The following is a 14768-nucleotide window of genomic DNA, read 5'->3' as shown; positions in this document are numbered from 1 at the left end:
AGGTGTCTTATTCATGCATACCCTAGTTGTAGGCTTGAACTATAAAACAGCTCCTGTCGAAATCCGTGAAAAATTTTCGTTTGCTGATGGTACATTAGCGGATGCGATGAGAGCATTACAAGGTCAAAAAAGCATTTTAGAAAATGTTATTATTTCTACTTGTAATCGAACAGAAATTTATGCAGTTGTAGACCAAGTACATACTGGTCGTTATTATATTAAACAGTTTTTATCAACGTGGTTCCATATGCCAGTAGAGTCATTTGAAGCACATTTATTTATTCGTGAAGATGATACGTCAATGGATCATCTTTTTAAAGTGACTGCTGGAATCGACTCAATGGTTTTAGGTGAAACACAAATTTTAGGACAAGTAAAAGGAAGCTTCCTTGAAGCACAAGCAATTGGTACGACAGGTACGATTTTTAATCATGTATTTAAACAGAGCATTACGTTTGCGAAAAAAGTACACGATGAAACGAGCATTGGTGAAAATGCCGTATCGGTATCGTATGCAGCCGTAGAGTTAGCTAAAAAAATATTCGGTTCATTAAGCCACAAACATATCGCCATTTTAGGTGCAGGTAAGATGGGCGAGCTTGCGATGGAAAATTTATATGGCAGTGGTGTTGGAAAAGTGACGGTCGTTAACCGTACATTTGAAAAAGCTCAATCCCTTGCTTCGAAATTCCATGGCGAAGCGAAAGCGATGAATGAATTACAATGCACATTGTTAGAGGCAGATATTTTAATTACTTCTACAGGTGCAACAGATTATGTTATCGACTATGAACTAATGGAATTTGTAGACGGCATGCGTCACGGAAAACCATTATTCATGGTAGATATTGCAGTGCCACGTGATATTGATCCACGTGTAGGCGATTTAGAAAATGTTTTCTTATACGATATTGATGATTTACACGGCATCGTAGAAGCGAATTTAGCAGAACGTGAACGTGCGGCTGATGAAATTAAAACGATGATTCATAGTGAATTAACGAATATTGATGACTGGATTAACACATTAGGTGTTGTACCTGTTATTTCGGCATTACGCGCAAAAGCGAATGTAATTCAACAAGAAACGATGAAAAGTATTGAAAATAAAATGCCTGATTTAACGGATCGTGAACGCAAAGTGTTGAGCAAACATACGAAATCAATCGTTAATCAGTTGTTAAAAGAACCAATCTTACAAGCGAAAGAGCTTGCAGGAGAGAAAAACGCGAAAGAACAATTAGCGTTATTTGAACGTATTTTCGGTATCGAAGAAGCAGTTGAAGTGGAAAAAGAAAAGCATCAATTAGCGGAAAAACAACGTCGTGAAAAAGTGGCTATGGAACAATCGGATTTACTCGCTAATTAAATATTTTTCATGAGCGTTTTCGCGTCTATATGTTAAACTAATAGATGCGGGAGCGCTTTTTTAAAGCACTCATATGAGTATTTAATACGAAAACGAGGAGACAAATATGACGGATTTAACGATGACGAGGCTACACGAAGTAATGGTCGTTATTTATGCCATTAGCCTTGTCTTTTATTTCATCGACTATTTGCGCAAAAATCAAAAATTGTATCGATTTGCCTTTTGGGGTGTTTCAATTGTTTGGATTATGCAATCGCTTTTTTTAGTGCTCTATATTGTACAAACACATCGATTTCCGATTTTAACGATTTTTGAGGGGATTTATTTTTATGCGTGGTTGCTCATCGCTATTTCGATAGCAATGCACTGCATTTTTAAATTAGATTTACCTGTTATTTTAATGAATATCATCGCTTTTTGCTTGATTGTTATTCACACATTTGCACCGGCACAAATGGACGCAACACCTCTTGGAGATAATCTTATTTCCGAGTTGTTAATGTTCCATGTCGTATTTGCAATTTTATCGTACGGCGGTTTTGCAATCGTTTTTGTATTTGCGATGCTCTATATCTTTTTGTATAGCTTACTAAAACGTAAAAAATGGCAGCCGAATCAATTTGCGCGTTTACCGTCGCTTTCTCAAACAGAGCAAGGGATGATTTACGCACTTTATGCGGGTGTACCTTTGTTAGGGATTAGTTTGATTTTAGGAATGATGTGGGCGTACGTCGCGTTAGGAAACTTTCCTTTAGCAGACGTTAAAATTATTGGGTCGCTTATTTCTATGTTGATTTATTCATGTATTATTTATAAAAACCGAAAAGGAAAACTGTACGGAACGAAATTTGCTTGGGCGACGATTTATGCCTTTTTAATCGTCTTAATTAATTTCTTCTTAGGTAGCCGTTTTTCAGCTTTCCATTTTTGGTATTAAGAGAGGTTGGATTTTATGCGTAAAATTATTGTTGGTTCAAGAAGAAGTAAATTAGCTTTAACACAAACGAATTGGTTTATAGACCAAATGAAACAAGCAGGAGCGCCTTTTGAGTTTGAAGTGAAAGAAATCGTCACAAAAGGGGATAAAATCTTAGACGTTCAATTGTCTAAAGTAGGCGGTAAAGGTTTATTCGTCAAAGAAATTGAACAAGCATTGTACGACAAAGAAATCGACTTTGCGGTACACAGTATGAAAGACATGCCAGCTGTATTACCAAAAGGTTTAGTTATCGGTTGTATTCCGAAACGTGAAGATCCACGTGATGCATTTATTTCAAAAGGTCATGTGAAATTTGCAGACCTTCCACAAGGTGCTGTAGTCGGTACATCAAGTTTACGTCGCAGTGCCCAACTATTAAAAGTGCGCCCAGATTTAACAATTAAATGGATTCGTGGGAACGTTGATACACGATTAAATAAATTAGAAACAGAAGATTATGATGCGATTATTTTAGCAGCAGCAGGATTACGTCGTCTCGGTTGGTCTGAAGATGTTGTGACAGAGTTTTTACCAGTTGACCTTTGTATGCCAGCTGTTGCGCAAGGTTCTTTAGGAATTGAATGCCGTGAAGATGATGCAGAACTGTTAGAACAATTAAAAAAATTAACAGACCGTGCGACTTGGGAAACTGCACATGCAGAACGTGCTTTCCTTGCAGCGATGGACGGTGGTTGCCAAGTGCCAATTGCTGGATATGCAACGTATGTGAATGATGAAATTCATTTTACAGGTTTAGTAGCAGCACCAGATGCTTCTGAGTTTTATGAAGAAACAGCGGTTTCTAAAAATGCACAAGAAGCTGGTCAAGCAGTAGCGAAAATTTTAACAGAACAAGGTGCTTACGAATTGATTGAACGTGTAAAGGCTGAGCAAAATGCCGAGTAAACGTTCTCTAGTTGGAGAACAAATTGTATTGACGGGAACGAAAATGCCTGCAGCCGTTCGCGAGCAGATCGAGTCTTTCGGTGGAGAAGCCATCCATTTGCCTCTCATCGAAGTCGTGGAGCATACGAAGGAAGATGCAACGAAACTTCCGGAAAGTATGGATGCAGATTGGCTCATTTTTACGAGTCAATCAGCTGTGCAATTTTTAAAACTAAAAATGATTCGCTACGGATACACCGCTGAAAATTGGCACGGAAAAGTAGCAGCTGTCGGAGAAAAAACGGCGCAACAATTAAAACAATTAGGATTTCAAATTGATTTTGTGCCGACGATTTATAGTGCGGACGTTTTCATTCAAGAATTTCAAATAGAAAAAGATCAAAAATGTACGTTTTTCAGAGGGAATTTAGCAAAATCAACAATCCCAGATGGCCTCAACTGTTTCGTAGAGTGCTATACTGTGTATGACACGATTCAAACGGCTAAACATATGCCTCAAATGAATGAATTGTTATCGGATCGAGTGACAATTGTGTTTGCGAGTCCATCCGCTGTCGCTGTTTTTGAACAACATAAAGCGGAGAAAGTTTACAATGTAGCAGCAATCGGTCATATTACGAGAGATGCTTTGGAAGCTTATGGAGAACAACAAATTGTCATGCCTGCGACGTATACATTGTCAGCAGTCATTGAAGAACTCGTGAAATAGAAAGGAACGAAGTAAACATGTCACAATTAACTTTTAAACGCCACCGTCGCTTACGTCAAAATGCAACGATGCGCAATATGGTACGCGAAACAAAACTTAGCAAAGATGATTTCATCTATCCGATTTTCGTAATGGACGGAGAAAATATTAAAAGAGAAGTCTCTTCTATGCCAGGAGTATTCCAATTTTCATTAGATCGTCTAGGTGAAGAAATGGATGAAGTCGTACAATTAGGCATTCCAGCTGTTATTTTATTCGGCTTACCAGCAGAAAAAGATGAAGTTGGTTCACAAGCATATCACGATCACGGTATTGTACAAGAAGCGACACGCTTCATTAAAAAGAACTATCCGAACGTATTAGTCGTTGCGGATACATGTTTATGCGAATTCACTTCACACGGTCACTGTGGTGTCGTTTCAGAAGATGAACGAATTTTAAATGACCCATCACTTGATTTATTAGCAAAAACGGCTGTATCTCAAGCAGAAGCGGGCGCAGATATTATTGCACCATCTAACATGATGGACGGTTTCGTTACGGCGATTCGTCAAGGGTTAGATGCGGCAGGTTATGAAGATGTACCAATTATGTCTTATGCCGTGAAATATGCGTCTGCTTATTACGGTCCATTCCGCGACGCTGCAGATGGTGCACCACAATTTGGTGATCGTAAAACGTATCAAATGGACCCAGCCAATCGTATGGAAGCGATGCGAGAAGCAACATCTGATATCGAAGAAGGAGCCGATTTCTTAATCGTTAAACCGGCATTAGCTTATTTAGATATCGTACGTGACGTACGTAACAATTATGATGTGCCCGTTGTTGCTTATAACGTTTCAGGTGAATATGCGATGGTGAAAGCTGCCGCATTAAACGGTTGGATCGATGAGAAGCAAGTCGTTTTAGAAACATTATTAGGCATGAAACGTGCAGGTGCGGATTTAATTATTACGTATCATGCAAAAGATGCCATTCGTTTTATGGAGGGGAACTAACGATGACACGTTCATTTGAAAAATCAAAAGCAGTTTTTGAAGAAGCTGTAAACTTAATGCCAGGTGGCGTTAACTCACCTGTACGTGCTTTTAAAGCCGTAAATCAAGCGCCAATCGTTATGGACCACGGTAAAGGAGCTATCATTACCGATATTGATGGCAATGATTATATTGACTACGTTCTTTCTTGGGGTCCCCTTATTTTAGGACACACAGAACCGAATGTCGTGAAAGCCATTCAAAAAGTTGCTGCGCAAGGTACGAGCTTTGGTGCTTCTACTGCAGTGGAAAATGAATTAGCGAAAGAAGTTATTTCACGTGTTCCATCTGTAGAAATGATTCGTATGACAAGCTCTGGTACAGAAGCGACATTGTCTGCTATTCGTTTAGCTCGTGGTTTCACAGGTCGCGACAAAATCTTGAAATTTGAAGGTTCTTATCACGGACATAGTGATTCATTATTAATTAAAGCTGGTTCAGGTGTTGCAACACTCGGTCTTCCAGATAGCCCTGGGGTTCCAATGGGGATCGCACAAAACACGTTAACAGTGCCATACAATGATTTAGAAGCAGTTAAAACAGCTTTTGAACATTATGGTGAAGATATTGCTGCAATTATCGTAGAACCTGTTGCAGGGAATATGGGATGCGTGCCACCGCTTCCAGGATTTTTACAAGGTTTACGTGATATAACGACAAAAGCCGGTACATTACTTATTTTTGATGAAGTAATGACAGGATTCCGTGTAGGATACCATTCCGCACAAGGGTACTACAACGTAACACCAGATTTAACTTGTCTCGGTAAAGTAATCGGTGGCGGTCTTCCAGTAGGTGCTTTCGGTGGTCGCCGTGACATTATGGAACAAGTTGCGCCAGCAGGTCCTGTATACCAAGCGGGTACATTATCAGGTAATCCAGTTGCGATGACAGCCGGTTTAGAAACGATTAAACGTTTAACACCTGCTTCATATGAATACTTCGAAAAATTAGGAGACCGTTTAGAAAATGGTTTCCGCGAAGCAGCTGAAACGTACAACATTCCACATACGGTAAACCGTGCAGGTTCAATGATTGGCTATTTCTTAACGAATGAACATGTCATTAACTTTGATACAGCGAAAACGGCTGATTTAGATTTATTTGCGGAATATTACGGTTTGATGGCACAAGAAGGTATTTTCTTACCGCCATCACAATTTGAAGGTGTGTTTATGTCTACAGCACATACAGAACAACATATCGATCAAACGGTTGCTGCTTTCCAAAAAGTATTTAAACAATTACGTCGTTAATAAAAATAAAGAGGCTGGGACAAAACCCTAGTCAATAAGAAAAGACATGCATGATTTGATTCAAATCGTGCATGTCTTTTTTGTGTGCTAGGTGGCCGACAATTTCTGCGGGCACGGCTTCATCTCATTTTTTCGTCCCCTCGCGAAAAAATGGATATGCTGCTCGTGCTGTTTCTGCAGAAGTCATGGCCATCTTCGAACAAGCTTTATATACTTTTATCAAAAATCCTTTATGGAAAAAAGGGCAATTCTTGTTGGAATTTACGTATTCTACTACTAAGTTTTAAATGAAATAGGCTTCGTATTCATGGCAACAAACTTAAAAAATACGCAATACGTGAACGGTCATTCTTCATTTGTGCATGAAAATAAAGAAAGGGATGTTGAATTTGACATTCCCTTCTTTATGAAAGGTTGAAATTTTACTTATATCTCAGCCTCATTTTAGTTTTATACTATTTTGTTGTAGTGTTCGAAATATATGATTTCTTACTTATAGAATCTTTTTTTGTACGTTCCTCATTCTTCATATCTCTTTATATGTTACGCAATGCGTACGTGTGTCACTAAAAGGAATCTCTTAATTCGATAATTGTGCCTTCTGGAGCGACAACTTTTGCCAAATGACTGTCTTCAACTTCATACAATACATTCCCATCTTTTTTTGCAAAAGGAATACCGAGTATTTGTAAGCGACCGACTTCTTTTTCTAAATCTTCAATGTAAATACAGAAGTGAACGGGACCAGCAGAATGCTTCGAATAATCGCGAAGTAATTCACCTGCTTTAGCTGTTTGCAACTCGATGTAGAAATGATCCATTTTCAACCAACTGTTATAGCTGCGAGAATGAAAGCCTTGCGTTTCCTTTGCAAGCGTGAAACCGAGCGTCTCATAAAAGTTTTTAGATGCTGCATAATCGTTTGTTTGAATGCAGACATGGTGTATAAATCGTTTCATAATACATCACTCCTTAAACTCAACATAACAGAAACACTTGAAAAAGGGAAATATATTTGTTAAAATTGGTAGCAAATAAAAAAGTATGCGTTGAGAGGGAGGAGTAGAACACTCCTACTTGTTAGAGAGGGAACGGTTGGTGCAAGTTCCTCAAGTAGATGTTCGAAGGTAGCCCTGGAGCAGTTTTTGTGAACTCATAGTAGCAAAGACCGGTATCGAACCGTTATTTCGTATAAAGTTGTCAGCTTTTCTAGCTGGAACTAAGGTGGTACCGCGGAGTTCTCTCGTCCTTAGATATAGGATGTTGGGGATTTTTTTTATGCTCAATTTTAGAGGAGGTAATTACAATGACAGAACAAAAAGACATTTCAATGCCAACGAAATATGATCCGAATGCCATTGAAGAAGGTCGTTATGACTGGTGGCTAAAAGGGGATTTCTTCAAAGCACAACCTGAAAGCGGAAAAGAACCTTATTCAATCGTTATTCCACCGCCAAATGTAACAGGTAAATTACATTTAGGACACGCTTGGGATACGACATTACAAGATATTTTAATTCGTATGAAACGCATGCAAGGATATGATGCGCTTTGGTTACCAGGTATGGACCATGCCGGTATTGCAACGCAAGCAAAAGTAGAAGCTAAATTACGTGAACAAGGTGTATCTCGTTATGACCTTGGTCGTGAAAAATTCTTAGAGAAAACATGGGAATGGAAAGAAGAATACGCTTCGACAATCCGTGAACAATGGTCTAAATTAGGTTTAGCACTTGATTATTCTCGTGAACGTTTCACATTAGATGATGGTTTATCAGAAGCGGTTAAAGAAGTATTCGTTAAATTATACGAAAAAGACTTAATTTATCGTGGCGAACGTATTATTAACTGGGATCCAGCAGCTCAAACAGCATTATCAGATATCGAAGTGATTTACAAAGATGTTCAAGGTGCTTTCTACCACATGGAATATCAAATTAAAGATAGCGATGAAAAAGTTGAAATCGCTACAACTCGTCCTGAAACAATGCTAGGTGACTCTGGGATTGCAGTTAATCCTAAAGATGAACGTTATGCACATTTAGTAGGGAAAACAGCTATTTTACCAATCGTAGGTCGTGAACTACCAATCGTAGCAGATGACTACGTTGATATGGACTTCGGTACAGGTGTTGTTAAAATGACACCAGCACATGACCCGAATGACTTTGAAGTTGGTAACCGCCATGGTTTAGAACGTATTATGGTTATGAACGGCGACGGTACGATGAATGAAAAAGCAGGGAAATACGCAGGTATGGACCGTTTTGAATGTCGTAAACAAATCGTTGAGGACTTAAAAGAACTTGGCGTTTTAATTAAAGTGGTCGATCACTTACACTCAGTAGGTCACTCTGAACGTACAGGAGTTGTAATTGAACCGTACCTTTCTAAACAATGGTTCGTTAAAATGGAACCACTTGCGAAAGAAGCATTAGCTCTTCAAGAAAAAGAAAACGAAAAAGTAAACTTCGTACCAGCTCGTTTTGAAAATACGTATACACGTTGGATGGAAAACGTACATGATTGGTGTATTTCTCGTCAATTATGGTGGGGTCATCAAATTCCAGCTTGGTACAACAACGAAACAGGTGAAATTTACGTAGGTAAAGAAGCACCAGCTGATGAAGAAAATTGGACACGCGACCAAGACGTATTAGATACATGGTTCTCAAGTGCGCTGTGGCCATTCTCTACAATGGGTTGGCCTGATGGGGATGCAGAAGACTTCAAACGCTACTTCCCAACAGGTGCACTCGTAACAGGTTATGATATTATTTTCTTCTGGGTTTCTCGTATGATTTTCCAATCAATCGAATTCACAGGCGAACGTCCATTCCAAGACGTATTAATTCACGGTTTAGTTCGTGACGGCGAAGGACGCAAAATGTCTAAATCACTTGGGAACGGCGTAGATCCTATGGACGTTATTAAAGACTACGGTGCAGATTCACTTCGTTTCTTCTTAGCTACAGGTTCTTCACCTGGTCAAGATTTACGTTATACAACTGAAAAAGTTGAAGCAATCTGGAACTTCTCAAATAAAATTTGGAATGCCTCACGTTTCGCTTTAATGAATATGGAAGGCATGACATATGAAGAAATCGATTTAACAGGTGAAAAATCACTTGCAGATAAATGGATTTTAACTCGCTTAAATGAAACGATCGCTAAAGTAACGGAACTTGCAGATAAATATGAGTTCGGTGAAGTAGGACGTTATTTAAATAATTTCATCTGGGATGATTTCTGTTCTTGGTACATCGAAATGGCGAAATTACCATTATACGGTGAAGATGAAGCAGCGAAGAAAATGACACGTTCTGTATTAGCTTACGTATTAGACCAAACGATGCGTCTATTACACCCATTAATGCCGTTTATTACAGAAGAAATTTGGCAACACCTTCCACACGAAGGCGAATCTATTACAGTTGCAGCGTGGCCAACAGTTCGTGAAGATCTTCACTTCGAAGAAGAAGCGAAAAACATGCAATTGTTGATGGATATTATCCATGCTGTTCGTAACATTCGTGCTGAAGTAAATACACCAATGAGCAAACAAGTACCGATGTTTATTTCTGCTAAAACAGATGCTGAAAAAGCGGTTCTTGAAGCGAATAAATCATATATCGAAAAATTCTGTAACCCAGAAACATTAACGATTGGCTTAAACGTTGCACCAGAAGGTAAAACGATGTCAGCAGTCGTATCAGGTGCAGAACTATTCTTACCATTAAAAGGTTTAATTAATATTGAAGATGAAATTACACGTCTTGAAAAAGAATTAGACAAATGGACGAAAGAAGTTAAACGTGTTCAAGGTAAATTGAGCAACGAAAAATTCGTAACAAGTGCTCCAGAAGCCGTTGTTGCGAAAGAACGTGAAAAAGAAGCGGATTACCTTGAAAAACAAGGAACGGTTCAAAAACGTATCGCAGAATTAAAAGAAATGTAATCTTATTCAAAGCATGTGAAGTCCGTTAGGATTTCGCATGCTTTTTATTTTATACGTTTGAATAATACTGTATTGTTCGTGCTAAAAAAGTAGGAGGAATGAATAAAAGACAGAAAAACAAAAAATTTACACTGTTCCATAATTATCGTATGATTGTAACTGTCTTATTTTATATTTGGAGGAGTTTTATGCAATACGCAAATAAATGGGCGTTACTGCCTTTTCTTATTTTTATCGTTCTATTTATTGGGACAGGTATCATTAGCGGTGACTTCACTGCAATGCCGTTGAACGTTGCTGTTTTAATTGCTTGCTTCTTTGCTTTTTTAATGAATCGTAAAGAAACACTTGCGAATAAAGTAGAAGTTTTCACGAAAGGTGCAGGGAATTCAAATGTCATGTTAATGGTCGTGATTTTCGTATTAGCTGGAGCCTTTTCAAACGTTGCGAAAGGAATGGGTGCTGTCGATTCGACTGTTAATATGGGCTTGTCATTCGTGCCACCGAGCTTATTAATTGTCGGTTTATTCATCATTGGGTGCTTTATTTCTTTATCAATGGGAACATCAATGGGGACAGTCGTTGCGCTAGCTCCAATTGGTGTCGGTATTGCACAAAGTACAGATATTCCAATGGCACTTGCGATGGCAACGGTCGTTGGGGGTGCGATGTTCGGGGATAATTTATCAATTATTTCAGATACGACCATCGCAGCAGTTCGAACGCAAGGAACAGAAATGCGTGATAAGTTTAAAGTGAACTTTTTCATCGTGTTACCAGCAGCTATTTTAACAGCGATTATTTTATACGTATTAACGATGAATGGAAGCGCAGATGCCCTGAAAGCGGGAGAGTACTCTCTTATTGAAGTATTACCATACTTAGTCGTTTTAATTACAGCACTTGCAGGGTTGAACGTCATGCTCGTTCTCATCATCGGTATCGTGCTCTCTGGTGTCATCGGTTTAATGAATGGCTCTTACACATTCCTAAGCTTTATTAAAGCAATTGGCGAAGGAATGATTAGTATGGAAGATATCGCAATTATCGCAGTATTAATTAGTGGGTTAGTAGCGCTTATTCAATATAACGGGGGGCTGCAATATTTACTCGAAGCGATTACGAGACGCGTGAAGACGAAAAAAGGCGCAGAGGCAGGTATTGCGTCACTCGTATCAGTTATCGATATTGCGACAGTGAACAATACGATTGCGATTTTAATGGCAGGTCCATTAGCGAAAACGATTGCGGATGAATATGAAGTAGATAAACGCAAGTCAGCGAGTTTACTCGATATTTTCGCCAGCGTTTGGCAAGGATTATTACCGTATTCACCTCAATTATTAGCTGCGGCTGGTATTGCAGGTATTTCAACAGTTGGTATGTGGCAAGCGTATTCCATTTATCCAATCTTAATGGGTGTTATGGCAGTCATTGCGATTGTAATCGGTTATCCAAAACTGAAAAAATAATTAGAAAAAAGAGGCTGGAACGTCATAGACGTTTCAGCCTCTTTTTTTAGACACTTTTTATAATATGTTGCCACAACTGTTGCGGAAGTGTCGCATCGTATAAATCATAAAAAGAACGTGCACCAACAGGGTCTTCCATTTCGTTAAAAAGAAGGTCCTCGTCATTGATGTGTAAGAAATCGATGCCAATATAGTCGCTCTTTAGTGCACGTTGTATTTTTTTAAGCATTGCGACTTGTTGTGCCGTTAACGAAAATTTTTCAATAGACCCTCCAAGTGTGTAATTTGAACGGAAGTCATGTGCAGCGCCAATTCTTTTGACAGCACCAATGATTTCATCTCCAATCATCCAAACACGTACGTCTGTCGCATTCGTTTCGATGTACGGTTCAATAAGACTCATCGGAACTTTTTTTAAGATAGCGTTGCACTTCTTCTAACGTATGACATTTTTTGTACGTCGAGGCCACCGTGTCCGTCAATTGATTTGACGACAACTGGGAAGTCGGTCTCACTTAAACGCTCGAACGGAATTTCTGGCACGGTTGGAATGCCGAGCAGTGTCGTAAACTGAAGCGCTTTTCGTTTGTCATTAGCGATTTCATTGACGGTACTGCGATTAATGACACGTATATGCCCTTCTAATTGACGAGAAAGGCTTGTATGTCGAGTGCGGTTCCAGAAAAAGAGCCCGTCTACATAATCGTCTGCACGTAGGGAAGGGCTATCGATAATTAGCTGAAGGTCGACGTCATATGTGCGACCTTCTCGTTGTAGTTGATCAATGAAAAGGTGGTTTTTTACGGCATCTTCTTCGCTATAGAGTAGATAAGCCTTTTGCATAGTCTGCCTCCAATGTCGATAAAATATACGAAACGAAACGATCGCCTACGTTGATGCCTGTTACGTTGTAAATGTTACGAATATGACTTGCTGCGTTTACTTCGCAAACAATCGGTTCTTCATTTGGACCGAACAGTAAGTCGACACCTGCAAAGGTTGCACCGACTGCTTTTGCAGCGCGTAAGGCAATCGTTTTTTGAGCTTCTGTTAATTGAATTGATTCAGCTTTCCCGCCGTTCGTAATATTCGCACGGAAATCCGTTTCGGAATGACGATACATAGCCGCTACGACTTCATTCCCAATCGTATTAACACGAATATCTCGTCCGCGACTCGATTCGATGAATTGTTGGAAGACGAAATCAACGCCGCGTAGTTCATTTACTTTGGCAAAAAATTGTTGCTCAGTTTCGATTAAATACACTTTCATACCGAAAGAGCCATGTCCTTCTTTTATAATGAGTGGAAGACCGAGTAAGTCGAGTACTTTTTCAAAATAACCACTGTTTTCAATTGTAAAGCGTGGATAGACTTTCGGTGCAACAATCGTTTGTGGCATCGGAACATTCGCTTTTGCGAGTTGAATGTATTGTTTCGCTTTGTTGTCGCACGTTTCGATTACTTCAGGGTCATTAAAAATAGGAATGCCCTGATTTTTTAAATACGTTGCGAGTAAAATATCTTTATCTAAAAAAATGACGAAAGTAGGGCGTACGTCGAGTGGAATCTGAAGTATCATCGGAATTTCATAATTTTTTAAAATAGTCGGTATGACATCGTGATGACGGCAAGCTTCTGCCATAAGGCGTGCTTGATCTAAAAATTTATCATCGACGAGGCTACCGTTGTAAATAATCCAACAAGTGTTTGACACGTTAAAGCCCCCAATGTTAAATGGTATAATAAAGCTAGTTTAGCATGAAAAAATTGAAAAGAATAGAGAAGGTGACGAACATTGATACCAGGATTTGATTTGTATAAAGAACAATTTCAAGTAATGAGTAGTGATGTAATAAAACCCGGTTTAACCGCTATAGAACAAGCGATGGACAAATTAACGCATCCAGAGTTGGACGTGCCCGTCGTTCACGTAGCAGGAACGAATGGTAAAGGCTCGACGATTGCGATGCTTGAAAGTATTTGTCGTACGCACGGCTTAAAAACGCTGACATTTACATCGCCATGTATTGAAGATGTTCATGATCAAATAAAAGTGAATAATGAACCGCTTCAACCTTTTCAAATGAATGAAATTTTTACCGTTTTGAAAAAAGCGGAAGTGAGTGGAGAGCTGACGGACTTTGAATTGTTGACGGCTGCCGCATTCGTTGCTTGTCGATTGTATAAACCCGATATTGCAATTATCGAAGCGGGTCTTGGTGGGCGTTTTGACAGTACGAATGTCGTGCAACCGATCGTTTCAATTATTCCGAGTATCGCACTGGAACATACGAATTTTTTAGGTGATACAATCGAAAAAATCGCTTGGCATAAAGCGGGTATTTTAAAACGAGGTGCTACAGGTGTCATCGGTCCCTTACAAGAAGAAGCAATGAACGTCATAACAGAACAAGCGGAACGAGTAGGCACGAGGTTAAAAGTAGATGGACTCGATTTTGATGTGTTACCAGGGGAAAATTACGTACAAGGCATGTTGGAAATAACCGATCTTCATCGTCTATTAAAAGGACAGCATCAAATGCATAATATGGGATTAGCAATTACTGCTTTTATCGAAGTGGCGAGTAAAATTCCACTAACATTACAAGTGCCGCTCGTTCGCCAAGGTATTGCGAAAGCAACGATTCCAGGGCGCTTTGAGCAAATTAGCCACAACGTCTTTTTAGATGGAGCACATAACCCCGCAAGTGCCAAAATGTTAAAAGAAACGATGAAACAACAATTTCAAGATGCGCCGATTCATATTGTGATGGGCATATTAAAAGATAAAGATATCGATGGTGTTTTAGCAGAACTAGAAGAAGTTTGCGACGACTTTATTTTTGTGGAAGTCGACCGTGAGCAACATCGATTAATGCCGGCAGAGGAATTGATGCAACGTTCAAAAGCGACACATAAGAAAGTTGCGGAGAATGCACTTCAAGCAGTCGTAGAAAAAAGAAAAGAACCTGGATTTGTCATAATGACAGGTTCTTTGTACTTATTAGCACAATGGCGTCATGAATTGTTAGAAGCGTTTAAAGGGCAATAAATAAAAAACTCGGAATCCGAT

13 protein-coding genes and 1 other annotated feature are annotated in these 14768 nt (G+C 39.2%); of the genes, 9 read left to right on the top strand and 4 right to left on the bottom strand.

Annotated elements, in window-relative coordinates; all coding sequences use genetic code 11:
• Positions 1–13: 13 nt before the first annotated feature.
• The 6 genes from hemA (at position 14) to hemL (ending at position 6262) form a co-directional block, all read left to right on the top strand.
• On the top strand, positions 14–1369 hold the full coding sequence (gene hemA, locus KSHG_RS06530; protein ID WP_010303607.1) for a glutamyl-tRNA reductase: 1356 nt from the start codon (positions 14–16) through the stop codon (positions 1367–1369).
• A gap of 106 nt (positions 1370–1475) precedes the next feature.
• Positions 1476–2309: a cytochrome C assembly family protein gene (locus tag KSHG_RS06525; protein WP_010303605.1), complete on the top strand. Its 834-nt coding sequence runs from the start codon at positions 1476–1478 to the stop codon at positions 2307–2309.
• Positions 2310–2324: 15 nt separating this feature from the next.
• Positions 2325–3257 carry a hydroxymethylbilane synthase gene (gene hemC, locus KSHG_RS06520; RefSeq protein ID WP_010303602.1) on the top strand — a complete coding sequence of 311 codons (933 nt, stop codon included), beginning with the start codon at positions 2325–2327 and terminating at the stop codon, positions 3255–3257.
• Positions 3247–3966, top strand: coding sequence for a uroporphyrinogen-III synthase (locus KSHG_RS06515; protein ID WP_010303601.1), 720 nt, complete (start codon positions 3247–3249; stop codon positions 3964–3966). Before hemC ends, KSHG_RS06515 begins: the two co-directional genes overlap by 11 nt.
• 17 nt (positions 3967–3983) lie before the next feature.
• Positions 3984–4967, top strand: coding sequence for a porphobilinogen synthase (hemB, locus tag KSHG_RS06510; RefSeq protein WP_010303599.1), 984 nt, complete (start codon positions 3984–3986; stop codon positions 4965–4967).
• A gap of 2 nt (positions 4968–4969) precedes the next feature.
• Positions 4970–6262, top strand: a complete 1293-nt coding sequence (gene hemL, locus KSHG_RS06505; RefSeq protein ID WP_010303597.1) for a glutamate-1-semialdehyde 2,1-aminomutase — start codon at positions 4970–4972, stop codon at positions 6260–6262.
• A gap of 566 nt (positions 6263–6828) precedes the next feature.
• Here the strand turns inward: hemL and KSHG_RS06500 are convergent.
• Positions 6829–7221, bottom strand: coding sequence for a VOC family protein (locus KSHG_RS06500; RefSeq protein ID WP_010303596.1), 393 nt, complete (start codon positions 7219–7221; stop codon positions 6829–6831).
• An 81-nt stretch (positions 7222–7302) separates the two neighbouring features.
• Positions 7303–7516, top strand: a binding site (T-box leader).
• A gap of 52 nt (positions 7517–7568) precedes the next feature.
• Here KSHG_RS06500 and KSHG_RS06495 point away from each other — a divergent pair.
• Positions 7569–10220, top strand: a complete 2652-nt coding sequence (locus tag KSHG_RS06495; RefSeq protein WP_010303593.1) for a valine--tRNA ligase — start codon at positions 7569–7571, stop codon at positions 10218–10220.
• 188 nt (positions 10221–10408) lie between these two features.
• On the top strand, positions 10409–11692 hold the full coding sequence (locus KSHG_RS06490; protein ID WP_010303592.1) for a Na+/H+ antiporter NhaC family protein: 1284 nt from the start codon (positions 10409–10411) through the stop codon (positions 11690–11692).
• A 46-nt stretch (positions 11693–11738) separates the two neighbouring features.
• On the opposite strand, the gene KSHG_RS06485 is transcribed toward KSHG_RS06490, so the two are convergent.
• The 3 genes from KSHG_RS06485 to KSHG_RS06475 are packed head-to-tail and all read right to left on the bottom strand — an operon-like array spanning position 11739 to position 13409.
• Positions 11739–12095, bottom strand: coding sequence for an ATP-grasp domain-containing protein (locus KSHG_RS06485; RefSeq protein WP_026022524.1), 357 nt, complete (start codon positions 12093–12095; stop codon positions 11739–11741).
• An 11-nt stretch (positions 12096–12106) separates the two neighbouring features.
• A complete protein-coding gene (locus tag KSHG_RS06480) occupies positions 12107–12535 on the bottom strand; it encodes an ATP-grasp domain-containing protein (RefSeq protein WP_026022523.1) in 429 nt (142 codons plus the stop codon).
• The gene (locus tag KSHG_RS06475) at positions 12510–13409 is read right to left on the bottom strand and encodes an ATP-grasp domain-containing protein (protein ID WP_010303590.1); all 900 of its coding nucleotides are present in this window, start codon (positions 13407–13409) and stop codon (positions 12510–12512) included. The genes KSHG_RS06480 and KSHG_RS06475 overlap by 26 nt, the downstream gene beginning before the upstream one ends.
• Before the next feature lie 81 nt (positions 13410–13490).
• On the opposite strand from KSHG_RS06475, the gene KSHG_RS06470 reads away from it, so the two are divergent.
• Positions 13491–14747, top strand: coding sequence for a bifunctional folylpolyglutamate synthase/dihydrofolate synthase (locus KSHG_RS06470; RefSeq protein WP_010303588.1), 1257 nt, complete (start codon positions 13491–13493; stop codon positions 14745–14747).
• Positions 14748–14768 lie beyond the last annotated feature (21 nt).

The sequence above is a fragment of the Kurthia senegalensis genome (assembly GCF_000285595.1).
GTDB lineage: Bacteria > Bacillota > Bacilli > Bacillales_A > Planococcaceae > Kurthia > Kurthia senegalensis.
This window is presented reverse-complemented; position numbering and strand designations above follow the sequence as displayed.

Bases quoted from the DNA above. Each gene is read 5' to 3' on its own strand.
- KSHG_RS06480 (WP_026022523.1), bottom strand. From the start codon at position 12,535: ATGCAAAAGGCTTATCTACTCTATAGCGAAGAAGATGCCGTAAAAAAC.
- KSHG_RS06525 (WP_010303605.1), top strand. From the start codon at position 1,476: ATGACGGATTTAACGATGACGAGGCTACACGAAGTAATGGTCGTTATT.
- hemA (WP_010303607.1), top strand. From the start codon at position 14: ATGCATACCCTAGTTGTAGGCTTGAACTATAAAACAGCTCCTGTCGAA.
- KSHG_RS06485 (WP_026022524.1), bottom strand. From the start codon at position 12,095: ATGAGTCTTATTGAACCGTACATCGAAACGAATGCGACAGACGTACGT.
- KSHG_RS06490 (WP_010303592.1), top strand. From the start codon at position 10,409: ATGCAATACGCAAATAAATGGGCGTTACTGCCTTTTCTTATTTTTATC.
- KSHG_RS06495 (WP_010303593.1), top strand. From the start codon at position 7,569: ATGACAGAACAAAAAGACATTTCAATGCCAACGAAATATGATCCGAAT.
- hemC (WP_010303602.1), top strand. From the start codon at position 2,325: ATGCGTAAAATTATTGTTGGTTCAAGAAGAAGTAAATTAGCTTTAACA.
- KSHG_RS06500 (WP_010303596.1), bottom strand. From the start codon at position 7,221: ATGAAACGATTTATACACCATGTCTGCATTCAAACAAACGATTATGCA.
- hemB (WP_010303599.1), top strand. From the start codon at position 3,984: ATGTCACAATTAACTTTTAAACGCCACCGTCGCTTACGTCAAAATGCA.
- KSHG_RS06515 (WP_010303601.1), top strand. From the start codon at position 3,247: ATGCCGAGTAAACGTTCTCTAGTTGGAGAACAAATTGTATTGACGGGA.
- hemL (WP_010303597.1), top strand. From the start codon at position 4,970: ATGACACGTTCATTTGAAAAATCAAAAGCAGTTTTTGAAGAAGCTGTA.